The sequence below is a fragment of the Pantoea sp. V106_11 genome (genome assembly GCF_029967885.1).
In the GTDB taxonomy this organism is placed as follows: Bacteria; Pseudomonadota; Gammaproteobacteria; order Enterobacterales; family Enterobacteriaceae; genus Pantoea; species Pantoea ananatis.
In genome coordinates, this window is sequence record NZ_JASCAK010000024.1 from 1 (window position 1) to 15,058 (window position 15,058).

A 15,058-nucleotide genomic window follows, 5' to 3' on the forward strand; every position below is an offset into this window, starting at 1 on the left:
GCTGAACCGCGAACGATTGGTGTATCGTCGCCCGGGAAGTCGTACTGTGACAGCAGGTCACGAACTTCCATCTCAACCAGTTCCAGCAGCTCTTCGTCATCAACCATGTCACACTTGTTCAGGAACACGATGATGTAAGGAACGCCTACCTGACGACCCAGCAGGATGTGCTCACGGGTCTGCGGCATTGGGCCGTCAGTCGCAGCAACAACCAGGATCGCGCCGTCCATCTGCGCAGCACCGGTGATCATGTTTTTCACATAGTCGGCGTGGCCTGGGCAGTCAACGTGCGCATAGTGGCGAGACGGGGTTTCATACTCAACGTGTGCCGTGTTGATGGTGATACCACGTGCTTTTTCTTCCGGGGTGCTGTCGATCTGATCGAACGCACGTGCCTGGCCGCCGTTGGTTTTAGCCAGAACGGTGGTGATCGCTGCAGTCAGGGTGGTTTTACCGTGGTCAACGTGACCGATGGTTCCCACGTTTACGTGCAGTTTGTTACGTTGAAATTGCTCTTTCGCCATGGCGATATTCCTTACGTTATGCCTTCATCACTCTGGATGAAGGCATCAGTTCAAATTTAAACCGTAGCTTATTTGCTACGAGCTTCAATAACGGCCTGCGCAACGTTGCTCGGTGCGTCGTCATACTTCAGGAACTCCATGGAGTACGAAGCACGACCTTTGGTCAGAGAGCGCAGCTGAGTTGCATATCCGAACATTTCAGACAGCGGAACTTCAGCGTGGATCTGAACGCCAGTAGCGTTAGATTCTTGCCCTTTGAGCATACCACGACGACGGCTAAGGTCACCGATTACGTCACCGGTGTTCTCTTCTGGGGTTTCAACTTCAACCTTCATGATAGGCTCAAGCAGAACAGGCTGCGCTTTCTTAAAGCCATCTTTAAAGGCAATAGACGCGGCCAGTTTAAACGCCAGTTCAGAGGAGTCAACGTCATGGTAAGAACCGAAGTGCAGACGAACACCCAGATCCACAACCGGATAACCTGCCAGTGGGCCTGATTTCAACTGCTCCTGGATACCTTTATCAACGGCCGGGATGAATTCACCAGGAATTACACCACCTTTGATATCGTTGACAAATTCGTAACCTTTCGGGTTAACGCCCGGCTCCAGTGGGTACATGTCGATAACAACATGACCGTACTGACCACGACCACCAGACTGCTTGGCGTGTTTACCTTCGATACCGGTGACTTTAGAGCGAATGGCTTCACGGTAAGCAACCTGTGGTTTACCCACGTTCGCTTCAACGTTGAATTCACGCTTCATACGGTCAACGATGATATCGAGGTGAAGTTCACCCATACCAGCGATGATAGTCTGGTTAGACTCTTCGTCAGTCCATACGCGGAATGACGGGTCTTCTTTCGCCAGACGACCCAGAGCCAGACCCATTTTTTCCTGGTCAGCTTTGGTTTTCGGCTCAACGGCGATAGAAATTACCGGCTCTGGGAATTCCATGCGCTCAAGGATGATGACGTTATCTGGGTCACACAGGGTGTCACCTGTCGTCACGTCCTTCAGGCCGATCGCTGCTGCGATATCGCCCGCACGAACTTCTTTGATTTCTTCACGCTTGTTGGCGTGCATCTGAACGATACGGCCCAGACGCTCACGGTTTGACTTAACCGGGTTGAATACGGTATCACCCGTGTTAACCACACCAGAGTAAACGCGGAAGAAGGTCAGGTTACCTACAAACGGGTCGGTAGCGATTTTAAACGCCAGAGCAGCAAACGGCTCTTTGTCATCGGAATGACGCTCAGCCGGTGTGTCTTTACCGTCGTCCAGGATACCGTTGATCGCGGTAACGTCAGTCGGTGCTGGCAGGTATTCAACAACCGCATCCAGCATCGCCTGAACACCTTTGTTCTTAAATGCAGAACCACAGGTCACCAGGATGATTTCGTTTTTCAGAACGCGCTTACGCAGAGAAGTTTTGATCTCTTCTTCTGTCAGCTCTTCACCGCCGAAGAATTTCTCCATCAGCTCGTCAGAACCTTCAGCTGCGGCTTCAACCAGTTTCGCACGCCATTCTTCAGCCAGTTCCTGCATGTTGGCTGGAATGTCTTCGTAAACGAAGGTCACGCCCTGGTCTTCATCGTTCCAGTTGATCGCTTTCATTTTCACCAGGTCAACAACACCGGTGAAGCTGTCTTCTGCGCCGATAGCCAGCTGAAGTGGAACTGGGTTTGCACCCAGACGCGCTTTCATCTGGTCAACAACTTTCAGGAAGTTAGCACCCATGCGGTCCATTTTGTTAACGAACGCGATGCGTGGAACTTTATATTTGTTAGCCTGGCGCCATACGGTTTCAGACTGTGGCTGAACACCACCAACTGCACAGTAAACCATAACTGCGCCATCAAGCACACGCATAGAACGCTCAACTTCGATGGTGAAGTCAACGTGTCCCGGGGTGTCGATGATGTTTACGTGGTGTGGTTCAAACTGCTTAGCCATACCAGACCAGTAGCAGGTGGTCGCAGCTGACGTGATGGTAATACCACGTTCCTGCTCCTGCTCCATCCAGTCCATGGTTGCTGCGCCGTCATGAACTTCACCGATTTTGTGGTTTACACCGGTGTAGAACAGAACACGTTCGGTAGTTGTAGTCTTACCGGCGTCGATGTGCGCACTGATACCAATGTTACGGTAGCGCTCAATGGGTGTTTTACGAGCCATTTGATTCCTCTGATTCTTAGACGTTCTAAGTTAATAAAGCCCAGCAGGTAAGCCACTGGGACGCCCGCTGGGTTAATAACACCTACGCAGCTGTTACCAGCGGTAGTGAGCGAACGCCTTGTTGGCTTCAGCCATACGGTGAACGTCTTCACGTTTCTTCACTGCAGTACCTTTGTTTTCTGCAGCATCAGAAAGTTCGTTCGCCAGGCGTAAAGCCATAGATTTATCACCGCGTTTACGAGCAGCTTCTACGATCCAACGCATTGCCAGGGCATTACGACGAACCGGACGGACTTCAACTGGAACCTGGTAGGTTGAACCACCAACGCGACGTGACTTAACTTCGACAGTCGGACGTACGTTTTCGAGAGCAACCTCGAACGCTTCCAGGCCATCTTTACCAGCACGTTGAGCCAGGGTCTCAAGCGCGGTATAGACGATAGATTCAGCAGTAGATTTTTTACCATCTACCATCAGGATGTTTACAAATTTAGCCAGCAGCTCTGATCCGAACTTAGGATCCGGCAGAATTTTACGCTGACCAATGACGCGACGACGTGGCATGGAAATACTCCGTTGTTAATTCAGGATTGTCCAAAACTCTACGAGTTTAGTTTGACATTTAAGTTAAAACGTTTGGCCTTACTTAACGGAGAACCATTAAGCCTTTGGCTTCTTCACGCCGTACTTGGAGCGTGACTGCTTACGGTCTTTAACACCTGAGCAGTCCAGCGCGCCACGAACGGTGTGGTAACGCACACCTGGCAGGTCTTTAACACGACCGCCACGGATCAGGATCACGGAGTGTTCCTGCAGGTTATGACCTTCACCGCCGATGTAGGAGGTGACTTCAAAACCGTTAGTCAAACGCACACGGCAAACTTTACGCAGTGCTGAGTTTGGTTTTTTAGGAGTGGTGGTGTACACACGAGTACAAACACCACGTTTCTGCGGGCAAGCTTCCAGCGCCGGCACGTTGCTCTTTGCAACTTTGCGGACGCGTGGTTTGCGAACCAGCTGGTTAACTGTTGCCATTAAATAGCTCCTGGGATTTAGCTTTTTGCTTCGTAAACACGTAATAAATCACCTCGTAGAATTACGAGGAGGCAGAATTTTAGGGCTGTGTCAAAAGGGTGTCAAGAAATAACCAGGGGGTTAACGAATTACCAGGCCATTTGTTGTCGATGTTTTACCGTTAACGCAACGAAGAAAGTATAGTCTACTGGCTGCACAATGGGGGAAATTTGCTCACCCAGCCCGCGTGCATTCAGATCCGCTTCCAACGCCCACACGTTTACCCCACTGGCGCTCAGTTTTTCCAACGCCTTACTGCCCTGCATCGCAGCCAGCACGCCGTCCTGCAGCAATAACAGGTCGTCGTCCGGGCTGAGGAGCAAAGACAGCGAATCGATATCACTGTAGGCCGGAGAATGAAATAAAGTATGCAGCATTACACGCTCTTAGAAAGTCACAATACGGTCATAGCTCGCGAGTTTTTGACGCAGCAACGGCGCATCTAAAATCTCAGCATCCAAAATGCGCGGCGCACGTTCCGCTAAACCGCGATCCCGTAACGCGTCCCGACACAGGTAACATTGCTCAATATCGTACAGCGCCAGCACACCAAAGGTCGCGGCATAATGACGGGCGTGAATGCTTTCTGGCTGTTGCCCGCTGCAGAGCTGGAGCACGCCATCGCCGATAAAAAACAGGCCAATATCGTCGCTTAACGCGCCGGTGGCCAGCGCAGCATCCAGTCCTTCACGCCCCGCGCTGCTACCATGCGGCGCACGGGTAAAAACAAATGCAACACGATTCATTAAAACTGCACCATACGTTCGCAACGCAGCAGAGCTTCCGCCAGCGCGCCTAACCCTGCCAGCGTAAAGCCGGGTTGCAGATTAGCGCCGGGCAGCGCCAGCCGTGACGCTTCCTGCTGGTCGGTCACGCCGCGGCGTAACGCCGCCGCAACGCAGATATTCAGCGCGACGCCCTGAGTCTGACTGAGTGTCTGCCATGCCCTTACCAGATCAAACTCATCACTGGCCGGTGCCGTCAGCTGATTCGCATTCAGCACCCCTTCGCGGTAAAAGAACACGCTTTCCAGTTGATGGCCGGCTGCCAGCAACGCGTTGGCAAACAGCAAGGCGCTAGTCGCCTGCTGCGTGCCATAAGCCGGTCCCGTCACTAACAGCGCATAACGCATTAGCGATCCTGCCCCTGAAAGTCGCCATTTTTAAACTGACGGATGTACAGATACACGGTGTGTTTAGAAATATTTAAGCGGTCCGCCACCTGATTAATCGCGTCCTTGATGTCAAAAATACCTTTCTCATACAGGTTCAATACGATCTGACGATTTTTGGCATTATTAGAGACGTTGCGATCGGCGCTCACCTCTTCAATAGTAAATTCCAGCGTTTGCATCACCAGGTCGTCTACCGAACTGGCGAAGTTGACGTTGGAGTCAACCTGATGCATCTCAGGGGGAAGAAATGTCGACATAATCTGCGAAAACGGAACATCAAGGTTCATATTGATACACAGCAGCCCAATCACCCGCTGCTGTCGGTTACGAATCGCGATGGTCACTGACTTCATCAGCACACCGCTTTTCGCGCGGGTAAAGTAGGCACGGGAAACATTGCTGTCTGCACCCTGCATATCGTGCAGCATGCGCAGTGCTAAATCCGTAATGGGCGATCCCACTTTACGCCCTGTGTGCTCGCCGTTAGCAATGCGCACGGCCGAACAGTTCAAATCCTCCAGTGAGTGAAGGACGATTTCGCAATGCGAGCCAATCAACATGGCAAGGCCATCTACGACGGCCTCATACGACTTTAGAATATCGTAATCAGTTTGCTCGAACGGATGCTGCTCCAGAAGATCGAAGTCGCTCAGTTCACCGGGATTGAATGGATTAGACATTGAAGACATCACCCTACATGGCTGGAGCCTGTCTCAGCGGCTTACGGGCAGACTCAATATTGGGATAGTTATGCAGGCGATAGTCTGGCAAATGTCGCGGGCTTATGCCAGAGGTTTGTCATAAACAGAAACCGCCACCCGAAGGTGGCGGTAGACAGATTACTGCGATTTCTTCGCGTCAGCAGCAGGGGCCTGCGTTTTTTCATCCGCTTTCGGAGCAGGTTTGATATCAAGCAGTTCAACATCAAACACCAGGGTGGAGTTAGCCGGAATACCCGGAACGCCGTTTTTACCGTAAGCAAGGTTCGGTGGAATGACCAGCTTGATCTTACCGCCTTTCTTAACGTGCTTCAGGCCTTCGGTCCAGCCCGGGATCACGCCATCAAGACGGAATGACAGTGGCTCACCGCGCGTGTAAGAGTTGTCGAACTCAGTACCGTCAATCAGCGTACCTTTGTAGTTGACGACCACGGTATCGCTGTCTTTCGGCGCATCACCGGTGCCTTCTTTCTCTACTTTGTAAAGCAGACCGCTGTCAGTTTTCTTCACGCCGCTCTCTTTGGCAAACTTAGCGCTGTAAGCTTCCCCTTTCTCAGCGTTTTCTTTCGCGTCTTTTTCCATCTTGGCTGAAGCCGCGCCTTTCACACGCACTTCAAACGCCTGCAGTGTTTGCTCAATTTCTTCGTCAGACAGTTTGCTCTTGCCACCGAATGCATCCTGAACACCGGCAATCAGCTGCTGTTTGTCCAGTTTGATGCCCAGCTTCTCTTGTTCTTTCAGAGAGTTGTCCATGTAACGGCCCAGCGATGCACCTAATGCATATGCAGATTGCTGATCTTCGTTTTTGAAGGCAGCGTTTTTTGGAGCCTGGGGAGCAGTCTGAGGTGCATCAGCAGCAGCCGCCGGTGCCGCTGCAGTTTCTGCGGCCATTGCCAGCGGAGCATTTAGCGCAACGGCCATGGTGGTAGCTAACAATGTGACTTTGAACAGTGATTTCATCCTTTCTCCAAAACCGAAGCCTGACACCTCGGGAATCATTGCGGACTGCGGGCCCACACTATAACTTTACGTGGCAGTGGCGAACACTCCCACAGCGTAATTATCCTGGTCTACTTCCGACCTTTTTTGCATCAGGAAGTTTCACCAGAGATGATGCCATCTGGGCCATTTTCAAGCTAAACACTAAATTAAAGATAAAAAATAGGGCAATTCTGCAACGTCAGCCATTAGAATTGCGCGCTGAGTAGCACCTTAACAGGAGAACAGGTCATGCAACAGTCAGAGTGGGAACAACGTATTGAAACGCTTGAAAGTAAACTGGCTTTTCAGGAGATGACCATCGATCAACTGAACAATACCGTGGTCCAGCATGAACTTGAAATGAGTAAGATGCGCGAACATATGCGCCTGCTGCTTGAGAAGTTCAAAGCCAGCGCGCCATCGATGATTGCCGATCCTTCTGAAGAAACGCCACCGCCTCATTACTGATCCAGGCGGTTATCGACGCGCGCACCGCGACAGGCAGAAAAAAGTAAGGCCACCCGGAGGTGGCCTTGACATGCAGATTTGAACTTAGTGGCTGCAACCGCAACCACCGGTACCGCAACCACCCTGACCGTGGTCATGGCCGTGATCGTGGTCGTGGTCATGATCGTGATGATGACCATCGGCACCGTGAACGTGGCCATGGGCCAGCTCTTCCGGTGTGGCTTCACGAATCGCAACCACCTCAACATTGAAGTTCAGGTTCTGACCTGCCAGCATGTGGTTACCGTCAACCACAACATGCTCGTCTTCAACTTCGGTGATTTCAACCGGTACTGGGCCCTGATCGGTTTCTGCCAGGAAACGCATACCAACCTGTAATTCATCAACGCCCATAAAAACGTCTTTTGGTACGCGCTGTACCAGGTTGTCATCGTACTGACCGTAAGCGTCGTTTGCAGGAATGTGCACCTCAAACTTATCGCCCGCTACGTGGTTTTCCAGCGCGTTTTCCAGACCAGAAATCAGGGAACCATGACCGTGCAGATAGTCTAACGGTGCACTCACCGGTGACTCGTCAACCAACACACCGTCTTCTGTACGTACCTGATAGGCCAGGCTTACCACCAGGTCTTTTGCTACTTTCATGATATCTCCTAACCGTTGAGAACAAAGATCCCGTCTCATTGGTCTATTCTTGCGTGCAATAACACCAACCAGAAAGGTTCGGGGCTGAGTACAAGAGGTTATCTTTTTCTCTTGCGACCACAGCGTTAATGGCGTCAATTGTAACGGAATTCAATCCCGCTGTGTGGTTAAGCTTAAAAAAAGCTGGGCCATTTCGCTACTCGGGATGGAAAATTCCGATCACCTGCTCATTGCTGCGAACCTGATCGCGTGCCTGTTTATCCGCTTCGCGCATTTGATGGCCGCACTTCACACACTCAACCACATCGACATTGTTTTCACGCCACATGGCCAGCGTGTCTTTTTCCTGGCAGTGCGGACAAACCGCACCGGCAATAAAACGTTTACGCATGATGCTCTACCTGCCTTCTCTGATTACTGATCGTCGTCCCAGTCATGGATCTGACGCCGTTCATGCTGCATTTCACGCTGGAAGATATCTTCAAGTTCCCGACGGGCTTCACGCGCACGAGAAATCTGTGCATTGTCGGAATGGGCGGGCATCAGTTCCCGTAACATGCGCATATCCAGCCGACGGAAATGCTGCTGTGCGCGGTGCGCCTGATGCGGATGCATACCCAACGACATCAATGTTTTACGCCCCAGTTCCAGCGCACTGGAAAAGGTTTCACGCGAGAACTGCGTAACGCCCGCCTGAAGTAGCTCGTGGGCTTCTACGCGGCCGCGAGCACGCGCCATGATGTGCAGATGCGGAAAATGCTGCTGGCAGAGATGGACAATCGTCATGGCATCTTCCGGATTACTGCAGGTAATCACAATGGATTGCGCACTGGCCGCCCCGGCTGCACGCAGCAGCTCCAGCTCGGTGGCATCGCCATAATAAACCTTGTAGCCATATTTACGCATCAGGCTCACCGCGCTGATATCGCGCTCCAGTACCGTGATACGTTTATTGTTCGCCATCAGCAAGCGGCCAACGACCTGACCAAAACGACCAAAGCCCACCACAATAACCTGCGGCTGATCGTCTTCAACGAACGGCTTTTCAGCATCTTCGTCGATTTCATTGAAACGACGTGCTAACAGACGGTCAATGCCTTGCATCAACAGTGGCGTCGTCATCATGGACAGCGTCACGGTTACCAGCAGAAGCGGAAGTTGATCGCCCGAAAACAGTTTGGCGGATGACGCGGCTGAAAACAGGACGAAGGCAAACTCACCGCCCTGACACAGTACACCGGCAAACTGCTGGCGCTCCGAGCTGCGCAGACCATAAATACGCGCCAGTACGTATAAAACCAGGATTTTTACCGCCACCAGCGCCAGTACGCCCAGCAAAATCGCGATAATATGGGTATAGAGCACGCCAAGATTCAGCGCCATGCCAACTGAGATAAAAAACAGCCCCAGCAGCAAACCTTTAAACGGCTCAATCGCCACTTCCAGCTCATGCCGGTATTCACTTTCCGCCAACAGAATGCCGGCGATAAATGTCCCCAGCGCCATGGACAATCCCAGCGCATCCATAAACAGCGCCGATCCTAATACCAGCAGCAGTGAAGCAGCGGTAAACACCTCGCGTACGCCCGATGCCGCGATATAACGAAAAATGGGGCGCAGCAAATAACGGCCACCCACTAACATGCCAGCGAAGGCCAGCACCTTCATGCCCACTTTCATCCAGTCGATACTGCCGCTGTCATTGCCTGCCAGCAGCGGAATCAACGCCAGAGCTGGAATGACGGCCAGATCCTGGAACAACAGTACTGAAAAGCCTAACTGCCCGGCTTCACTGCGATTCATTCCCTTGTCGCGCATCAGCTGGAGCGCCATCGCCGTGGATGACATTGCCAGACCAATGCCGCCAATAACCGCCGCTCGCCAGTCAAATTTGGTCAGCCACAGCAATACGCCGAGAATGGCCGCTGAAAAAATCACCTGCGCCGCGCCGATACCAAAAATAGAACGGCGCAGCGCCCAAAGCTTTGCCGGATTAAGCTCCAGCCCGATGATAAACATCAGAAACACGACGCCCAGCTCAGAAAAGTGCAGAATCTCATCGACGTCGCTAATAAACCCTAGTCCCCATGGCCCGATAGCAATACCGGCCAGCAAGTACCCTAAAACCGCGCCAATACCGAGACGCGCCGCTACCGGTACGATCAGCACCGCCGCAACGAGATAGATTACCCCCGCGGTCAGTAGCGTTTGTCCTTCCATTTATAACCCTCCATTTGGCAGAGGTGCTGCCAGCCAGTCGCTGTAAGCGCGGGCATAGTTTTTCAGTAAATCGGGATCCTGACGGCGAGCCCAGTAAATAATCATCGGCGGCATCCAGTGCATGCGGCACATCTGCGCCGTCAGCTCGAAGGGACGTAAAATGTCATTCATGGCGTAGCGATTTAGCCCCTGGCGCTGAAAGGCGGACTCTGGCTCACCGGTGGTCACAATACTGCGCCAGTATTTGCCTTCAAGCGCATTACCATCCACGCCGTTGGCAAAGCCGCGCGACAGCACGCGATCCAGCCACTCTTTTAACAGCGCCGGGCAGCTGTAGGTGTAAAGCGGATGTTGAAAAATAATCACATCATGCTCACGCAGCAGCTGTTGCTCGTGGTAGACATCAATAAAAAAATCCGGGTAGGCAGCATAGAGATCGTGAACGGTGACATGTTCTGTTTTCTCTGCCGCCTCCAGCAAAATGCGATTTGCCTTTGAATCCTGTGCTTCAGGATGAGCAAAAAGCAGCAAAATCTTAGGTGGCTGCGACATCCTTTCCCTCCAAAGCGTCGTCATTGGTGCAGATTTCCGCTACCATGCACAACGCAACAAAAACCCAATTATGTTGCAGGTAAATTAACATATTCTGACGATACGGCGCTTATGATTGTCTTCTCTGCCCTACAAATTCGCCGCGGTATTCGCGTTCTGCTCGATAACGCGACCGCCACCATCAATCCAGGCCAAAAAGTCGGACTGGTGGGTAAAAACGGCTGTGGAAAATCCACGCTGCTGTCGTTGCTGAAAGGCGAGATGACCAGCGATGCAGGCTCATTCACCTTTCCCGGCAACTGGTCACTGGCCTGGGTGAATCAGGAAACCCCTGCCCTGAGCCAGGCCGCCCTTGACTATGTGATCGATGGCGATCGTGAATACCGCCAGCTTGAGGCAGAACTGGCAGAGGCGAACATCAGAAATGACGGAAATGCCATTGCTTTGGTACACGGAAAGCTCGATACCATTCAGGCCTGGACCATCCAGTCACGCGCCTCGAGCCTGCTGCATGGACTGGGATTTAGTCAGGAGCAGCTTCAGCGCCCGGTAAGCGACTTTTCGGGCGGCTGGCGCATGCGGCTAAACCTGGCTCAGGCGTTACTGTGCCGCTCAGATTTGTTGCTGCTGGATGAACCGACCAACCACCTCGATCTGGATGCGGTTATCTGGCTGGAGCGCTGGCTGAAAAGCTATGAAGGTACGCTGATCCTGATCTCGCACGATCGCGATTTTCTCGATCCCGTGGTGGATAAAATTATCCACATCGAGCAGCAGACGATGATGGAGTACACCGGGAACTACAGCTCCTTCGAACGCCAGCGCGGCGCCAAACTGGCCCAGCAGCAGGCGTTATATCAGAGCCAGCAGGAAAAAGTGGCGCATCTGCAGAAATATATTGATCGCTTCCGTGCTCAGGCAACCAAGGCGAAGCAGGCCCAAAGCCGCATTAAGATGCTGGAGCGCATGGAGCTGATTGCGCCAGCGCACGTGGATAACCCCTTCAGCTTCAGCTTTCGTGCACCGGAGAGCCTGCCGAATCCGCTGCTGAAAATGGAAAAAGTCACCGCAGGCTATGGCGATCGCATCATTCTTGATGCCATTAAGCTTAACCTGGTGCCCGGCTCACGTATTGGCCTGCTGGGGCGCAACGGCGCCGGTAAATCGACCCTGATTAAGCTGCTGGCCGGTGAGCTCAGTGCCAAAGAGGGTGAGATTGGGCTGGCAAAAGGCATTAAGCTGGGTTACTTCGCCCAGCATCAGCTGGAGTTCCTGCGCGCCGACGAGTCCCCTTTACAGCACCTGTCCCGTATCGCGCCAAAAGTGCTGGAGCAGCAGTTACGTGACTATCTCGGCGGTTTTGGTTTTCAGGGTGATAAAGTCACAGAGATAACAGCGCGTTTCTCCGGTGGAGAAAAGGCGCGCCTGGTGCTGGCGCTGATTGTCTGGCAGCGCCCTAACCTGCTGCTGCTGGATGAGCCAACCAACCATCTGGATCTGGATATGCGCCAGGCACTCACCGAAGCGCTTATCGATTTCGAAGGCGCGTTAGTGGTGGTTTCGCACGATCGTCATCTGTTACGTGCCACCACGGACGATCTCTATCTGGTTCACGATGGCAGCGTAGATGTGTTTCCCGGCGATCTGGAAGACTATCAGCAGTGGCTGAGCGACCTGCAAAAACAGCAGTCTCAGCAGGATGCGGCACCCAGGCAGGATTCCGGCAACAGCGCTCAGGCGCGCAAGGACCAGAAGCGCCGTGAAGCGGAGCTGCGCACGCAGACCCAGCCGCTGCGTAAAGAAATTGAGAAGCTGGAAAAGCAGATGGCAAAATGGCAAAGCCAGCTCGCCGACGCCGAAGCCCTGCTCTCAGATAGCGCCCTCTATGAGCAAAGCCGTAAGGCCGATCTCAGCGCCGCGCTACAAAAACAGGCCGAGAGTAAATCGGCCCTGGAAGAGGTGGAGATGGCCTGGCTGGATGCACAGGAAAAACTGGAAGCCATGCTCACCGCCTGATAAAGGCGGTGATGTTTCTTGCTCTTGCCTTACTCCTCCGCACCGGCTCCAGCGCCGGGTGCGGATCAATAAGGCTGGTCACCTAGCACCGTCGCCCGCTGCATCACTCGCCTCGCCGGATAATAGTCCGCATTCGCATAGTGCTGTGTCACCCGGTTGTCCCAGATAGCCAGATCGTTTGGCTGCCAGCGCCAGCGCACCTGAAACTCGGGCCGGGTCACGTGGGCAAACAAAAAGCCCAGTAGCGCGTCGCTCTCTTTCTGACTGATATCCATAATCCGCGTCGTAAACCCCTCGTTGACAAACAGGGCCTTCTTGCCACTCACGGGATGGGTGCGGATCACCGGATGATAAACAGGGGGATTTTTCGCCACAGCCTGCTGCCACTGCCGATGCGCCTCTTCCGTCTTGCGATGCTTATATTCAGGAAACGCCTTGGTAAAGTCATGCTCTGCACGTAACTCAACCAGTAATGTCTTAAAAGGCGCAGACAGCGCCTCATAAGCGGCAATGCCGCTGGTCCACAACGTATCGCCGCCAGACTCAGGCAGCACTTTAGACGCAAGTAACGCCACGGCGGGCGGCGTTTGAATAAAGGTCACATCGGTATGCCAGTTGTCATTATCCGGCGGATTATCCTGGTGCGTGTCCAGAACGATAATCTCTTCCACGCCCTCGGCATGAGGGTAAACCGGATGAATATGGAGATCGCCAAAGCGAATCGCCAGTGCGCGATGCTGCTCGGGCGTAATGACCTGTTCGCGCAGGAACAGCACCTGGTGACGCAGCAGCGCATGATAAAGCTGTTCAAACTGCGCGTCGCTGAGGGGACGTGATACATCAAGGTTGCCGACCTGGGCACCGATAAAGGGCCCCAGCGGCTTGATGGCTAACTTTTCGTTCATTTTTGCTCTCCATTCCAGGGCGTTAACCGGCGTTGCAACGCACGCAGACTCAGCTCTAAACCAAACGCAATCACGGCAATGACCGCGATCCCTGCCAGCACCACATCCGTAGCAAGAAACTCGCCCGCCGACTGCACCATAAAACCCAAGCCTCGGGTTGCCGCGATTAACTCGGCAGCCACCAGCGTTGACCATCCCACGCCCAGACCAATCCGTAACCCGGTCAGTATCTCCGGCAGGGCACCAGGCAAAATGACCCAACGCAGCTGTTGCCAGCGGGTCGCTCCCAACGAGGCCGCCGCACGCAGACGAACCTGCTGAGCATGACGCACGCCCGCCACCGTCGACAGCACCACCGGGGCGAATATAGCCAGATAAATCAACAGGATTTTCGAGGTCTCGCCAATACCAAACCAGATCACCATCAGCGGCAAATACGCCAGCGGCGGTACGGGCCGGTACAGCTCAATCAGCGGATCGATCAGCGCACGCACGACCGGGCTGATGCCCATCGCGATCCCCACCGGGATGCCGATCGCCGCCGCCGCGGTTAAGGCAATCAGCATCCGCGTCAGACTGGCCGACAGATGCTGCCACAGCGTGGCGTCCATAAATCCTTGCGGGCCAGCCACCAGCAGCAGCTTACTTACTACCTGCTGCGGCGAAGGTAAAAACAGCGGTGCAATGAGGCCCAGCGCGGTCACGCTCCACCAGACGAACAGCAGCACAAGCAGGCTCAGGGCGCTCAGCGTAAACGAGGTGGAAAAAGGCCAGCGCAGGCGACGGTGGCGCCCGGTGGCCGGCTCATCGTTGATCAGCGCACTCATACAAAGGCCTCCCGCTGTTCAAATACCCGACTCAACACATATTCCCGCTGGGCAATAAAATCAGGATCGGATTTAATGCTCCGGCAGGGTTCGCCCTCCACGAAACGCTGACCAAAATTAAGCGTCATTTTTTCCTGCACGCGCCCAGGCCCGGGAGAGAGCAGCACCAGCTCGCTGGCCAGAAAGATGGCTTCTTCAATGTCGTGAGTGATAAGCAGAATCTGCTTACCGCTGTTGCGCCACAGGGTTAATAACAGGGTTTGCATTTGCTCACGCGTAAACGCGTCAAGTGCGCCGAAAGGCTCATCCAACAGCAACAGTTGTGGATTGGCCGCCAGCGCCCGGGCGATCCCGACGCGCTGACGCTGGCCTCCTGACAGCTGCCAGATAGGGCGTTTTTCCGCACCTTCGAGTCCGACGCTTTTGATGAAGCCCCGTGCAATCTCCTCACGCTGCTGGCGCGCCATGCCGGCTATCTGCAAGCCGAAAGCCACGTTATCCAGCACGTTACGCCACGGCAGCAGGCCTTCGTTCTGAAACACCACGCCACGCTCTGCGCCCGGCCCGCGCACAGGCTCCCCGTCCAGGGAAACCGTGCCGGACTCAACCGGTAAAAATCCGGCGATCAGGTTAAGCAGGGTTGTTTTGCCACAGCCTGACGGCCCCAGCACGACCATCAACGCTTTTTTATCAAGCTGTAACGTGATGTCCTGCAACACAGGCTGGCCGCCATAACTCGCGTTCAGGTGAGCGATACGTAACATGGCGTT

At 53.7% G+C, this 15,058-nt stretch carries 18 protein-coding genes; 2 read left to right on the forward strand and 16 right to left on the reverse strand.

Translation table 11 applies throughout. From position 1 onward, the window contains the following. The 9 genes from QLG08_RS07300 to fkpA all read right to left on the reverse strand — a co-directional run. Positions 1-524, reverse strand: a 524-nt coding sequence (locus tag QLG08_RS07300) for a GTP-binding protein (protein WP_181837755.1), incomplete at its 3' end; no start/stop codon positions are given. A 68-nt stretch (positions 525-592) separates the two neighbouring features. Beyond that, complete coding sequence (gene fusA / locus QLG08_RS07305) at positions 593-2,707, reverse strand: elongation factor G (RefSeq protein WP_013027472.1); 2,115 nt, start codon at positions 2,705-2,707, stop codon at positions 593-595. A gap of 93 nt (positions 2,708-2,800) precedes the next feature. Beyond that, complete coding sequence (rpsG, locus tag QLG08_RS07310) at positions 2,801-3,271, reverse strand: 30S ribosomal protein S7 (RefSeq protein ID WP_006120576.1); 471 nt, start codon at positions 3,269-3,271, stop codon at positions 2,801-2,803. Positions 3,272-3,367: 96 nt separating this feature from the next. Next, positions 3,368-3,742, reverse strand: a complete 375-nt coding sequence (gene rpsL, locus QLG08_RS07315) for a 30S ribosomal protein S12 (RefSeq protein ID WP_006120575.1) — start codon at positions 3,740-3,742, stop codon at positions 3,368-3,370. Positions 3,743-3,870: 128 nt separating this feature from the next. Beyond that, positions 3,871-4,158 carry a sulfurtransferase complex subunit TusB gene (tusB, locus tag QLG08_RS07320; protein ID WP_013027473.1) on the reverse strand — a complete coding sequence of 96 codons (288 nt, stop codon included), beginning with the start codon at positions 4,156-4,158 and terminating at the stop codon, positions 3,871-3,873. Positions 4,159-4,167: 9 nt separating this feature from the next. Next, positions 4,168-4,527, reverse strand: coding sequence for a sulfurtransferase complex subunit TusC (gene tusC, locus QLG08_RS07325; protein WP_105080842.1), 360 nt, complete (start codon positions 4,525-4,527; stop codon positions 4,168-4,170). Beyond that, positions 4,527-4,913 (reverse strand): sulfurtransferase complex subunit TusD, encoded by a 387-nt coding sequence (tusD, locus tag QLG08_RS07330; protein WP_013027475.1) that lies wholly within the window; start codon positions 4,911-4,913, stop codon positions 4,527-4,529. The genes tusC and tusD overlap by 1 nt, the downstream gene beginning before the upstream one ends. Continuing rightward, on the reverse strand, positions 4,913-5,635 hold the full coding sequence (locus tag QLG08_RS07335; protein WP_014604869.1) for a transcriptional regulator: 723 nt from the start codon (positions 5,633-5,635) through the stop codon (positions 4,913-4,915). The genes tusD and QLG08_RS07335 overlap by 1 nt, the downstream gene beginning before the upstream one ends. 159 nt (positions 5,636-5,794) lie before the next feature. Then, entirely contained in the window at positions 5,795-6,634 is an 840-nt protein-coding gene (gene fkpA, locus QLG08_RS07340; RefSeq protein WP_029570735.1) for an FKBP-type peptidyl-prolyl cis-trans isomerase, read from the reverse strand. Positions 6,635-6,904: 270 nt separating this feature from the next. On the opposite strand from fkpA, the gene QLG08_RS07345 reads away from it, so the two are divergent. Further along, a complete protein-coding gene (locus tag QLG08_RS07345; protein ID WP_013027478.1) occupies positions 6,905-7,123 on the forward strand; it encodes a protein SlyX in 219 nt (72 codons plus the stop codon). Between the two features lie 84 nt (positions 7,124-7,207). Here the strand turns inward: QLG08_RS07345 and slyD are convergent, their stop codons facing one another. The 4 genes from slyD to kefG form a co-directional block, all read right to left on the reverse strand. Beyond that, positions 7,208-7,768: a peptidylprolyl isomerase gene (gene slyD, locus QLG08_RS07350; protein ID WP_014604868.1), complete on the reverse strand. Its 561-nt coding sequence runs from the start codon at positions 7,766-7,768 to the stop codon at positions 7,208-7,210. Positions 7,769-7,964: 196 nt separating this feature from the next. After that, positions 7,965-8,159, reverse strand: a complete 195-nt coding sequence (locus tag QLG08_RS07355; RefSeq protein ID WP_006120567.1) for a YheV family putative zinc ribbon protein — start codon at positions 8,157-8,159, stop codon at positions 7,965-7,967. Between the two features lie 23 nt (positions 8,160-8,182). Beyond that, complete coding sequence (gene kefB, locus QLG08_RS07360; RefSeq protein WP_282472875.1) at positions 8,183-9,988, reverse strand: glutathione-regulated potassium-efflux system protein KefB; 1,806 nt, start codon at positions 9,986-9,988, stop codon at positions 8,183-8,185. Further along, positions 9,989-10,540, reverse strand: coding sequence for a glutathione-regulated potassium-efflux system ancillary protein KefG (gene kefG, locus QLG08_RS07365; RefSeq protein ID WP_013027481.1), 552 nt, complete (start codon positions 10,538-10,540; stop codon positions 9,989-9,991). A gap of 111 nt (positions 10,541-10,651) precedes the next feature. Between kefG and QLG08_RS07370 the strand changes: the two genes are divergently transcribed. Beyond that, on the forward strand, positions 10,652-12,556 hold the full coding sequence (locus QLG08_RS07370) for an ABC transporter ATP-binding protein (protein WP_105080841.1): 1,905 nt from the start codon (positions 10,652-10,654) through the stop codon (positions 12,554-12,556). A gap of 65 nt (positions 12,557-12,621) precedes the next feature. On the opposite strand, the gene tauD is transcribed toward QLG08_RS07370, so the two are convergent. From tauD to tauB, 3 genes are read right to left on the reverse strand one after another with little or no spacing between them, the layout of a single operon-like run. Continuing rightward, the gene (tauD, locus tag QLG08_RS07375) at positions 12,622-13,461 is read right to left on the reverse strand and encodes a taurine dioxygenase (RefSeq protein ID WP_028715867.1); all 840 of its coding nucleotides are present in this window, start codon (positions 13,459-13,461) and stop codon (positions 12,622-12,624) included. Next, positions 13,458-14,288: a taurine ABC transporter permease TauC gene (gene tauC, locus QLG08_RS07380; protein ID WP_210501840.1), complete on the reverse strand. Its 831-nt coding sequence runs from the start codon at positions 14,286-14,288 to the stop codon at positions 13,458-13,460. Before tauC ends, tauD begins: the two co-directional genes overlap by 4 nt. Next, positions 14,285-15,052, reverse strand: coding sequence for a taurine ABC transporter ATP-binding subunit (gene tauB, locus QLG08_RS07385; RefSeq protein WP_014604865.1), 768 nt, complete (start codon positions 15,050-15,052; stop codon positions 14,285-14,287). The genes tauC and tauB overlap by 4 nt, the downstream gene beginning before the upstream one ends. Between the last annotated feature and the right edge of the window lie 6 nt (positions 15,053-15,058).

Coding starts and splice junctions, on each gene's coding strand:
- tusC (WP_105080842.1), bottom strand. CDS start 4,527: ATGAATCGTGTTGCATTTGTTTTTACCCGTGCGCCGCATGGTAGCAGC.
- fusA (WP_013027472.1), bottom strand. CDS start 2,707: ATGGCTCGTAAAACACCCATTGAGCGCTACCGTAACATTGGTATCAGT.
- kefG (WP_013027481.1), bottom strand. CDS start 10,540: ATGTCGCAGCCACCTAAGATTTTGCTGCTTTTTGCTCATCCTGAAGCA.
- tusD (WP_013027475.1), bottom strand. CDS start 4,913: ATGCGTTATGCGCTGTTAGTGACGGGACCGGCTTATGGCACGCAGCAG.
- QLG08_RS07370 (WP_105080841.1), top strand. CDS start 10,652: ATGATTGTCTTCTCTGCCCTACAAATTCGCCGCGGTATTCGCGTTCTG.
- rpsL (WP_006120575.1), bottom strand. CDS start 3,742: ATGGCAACAGTTAACCAGCTGGTTCGCAAACCACGCGTCCGCAAAGTT.
- tusB (WP_013027473.1), bottom strand. CDS start 4,158: ATGCTGCATACTTTATTTCATTCTCCGGCCTACAGTGATATCGATTCG.
- tauC (WP_210501840.1), bottom strand. CDS start 14,288: ATGAGTGCGCTGATCAACGATGAGCCGGCCACCGGGCGCCACCGTCGC.
- tauB (WP_014604865.1), bottom strand. CDS start 15,052: ATGTTACGTATCGCTCACCTGAACGCGAGTTATGGCGGCCAGCCTGTG.
- fkpA (WP_029570735.1), bottom strand. CDS start 6,634: ATGAAATCACTGTTCAAAGTCACATTGTTAGCTACCACCATGGCCGTT.
- kefB (WP_282472875.1), bottom strand. CDS start 9,988: ATGGAAGGACAAACGCTACTGACCGCGGGGGTAATCTATCTCGTTGCG.
- QLG08_RS07335 (WP_014604869.1), bottom strand. CDS start 5,635: ATGTCTAATCCATTCAATCCCGGTGAACTGAGCGACTTCGATCTTCTG.
- tauD (WP_028715867.1), bottom strand. CDS start 13,461: ATGAACGAAAAGTTAGCCATCAAGCCGCTGGGGCCCTTTATCGGTGCC.
- rpsG (WP_006120576.1), bottom strand. CDS start 3,271: ATGCCACGTCGTCGCGTCATTGGTCAGCGTAAAATTCTGCCGGATCCT.
- QLG08_RS07355 (WP_006120567.1), bottom strand. CDS start 8,159: ATGCGTAAACGTTTTATTGCCGGTGCGGTTTGTCCGCACTGCCAGGAA.
- QLG08_RS07345 (WP_013027478.1), top strand. CDS start 6,905: ATGCAACAGTCAGAGTGGGAACAACGTATTGAAACGCTTGAAAGTAAA.
- slyD (WP_014604868.1), bottom strand. CDS start 7,768: ATGAAAGTAGCAAAAGACCTGGTGGTAAGCCTGGCCTATCAGGTACGT.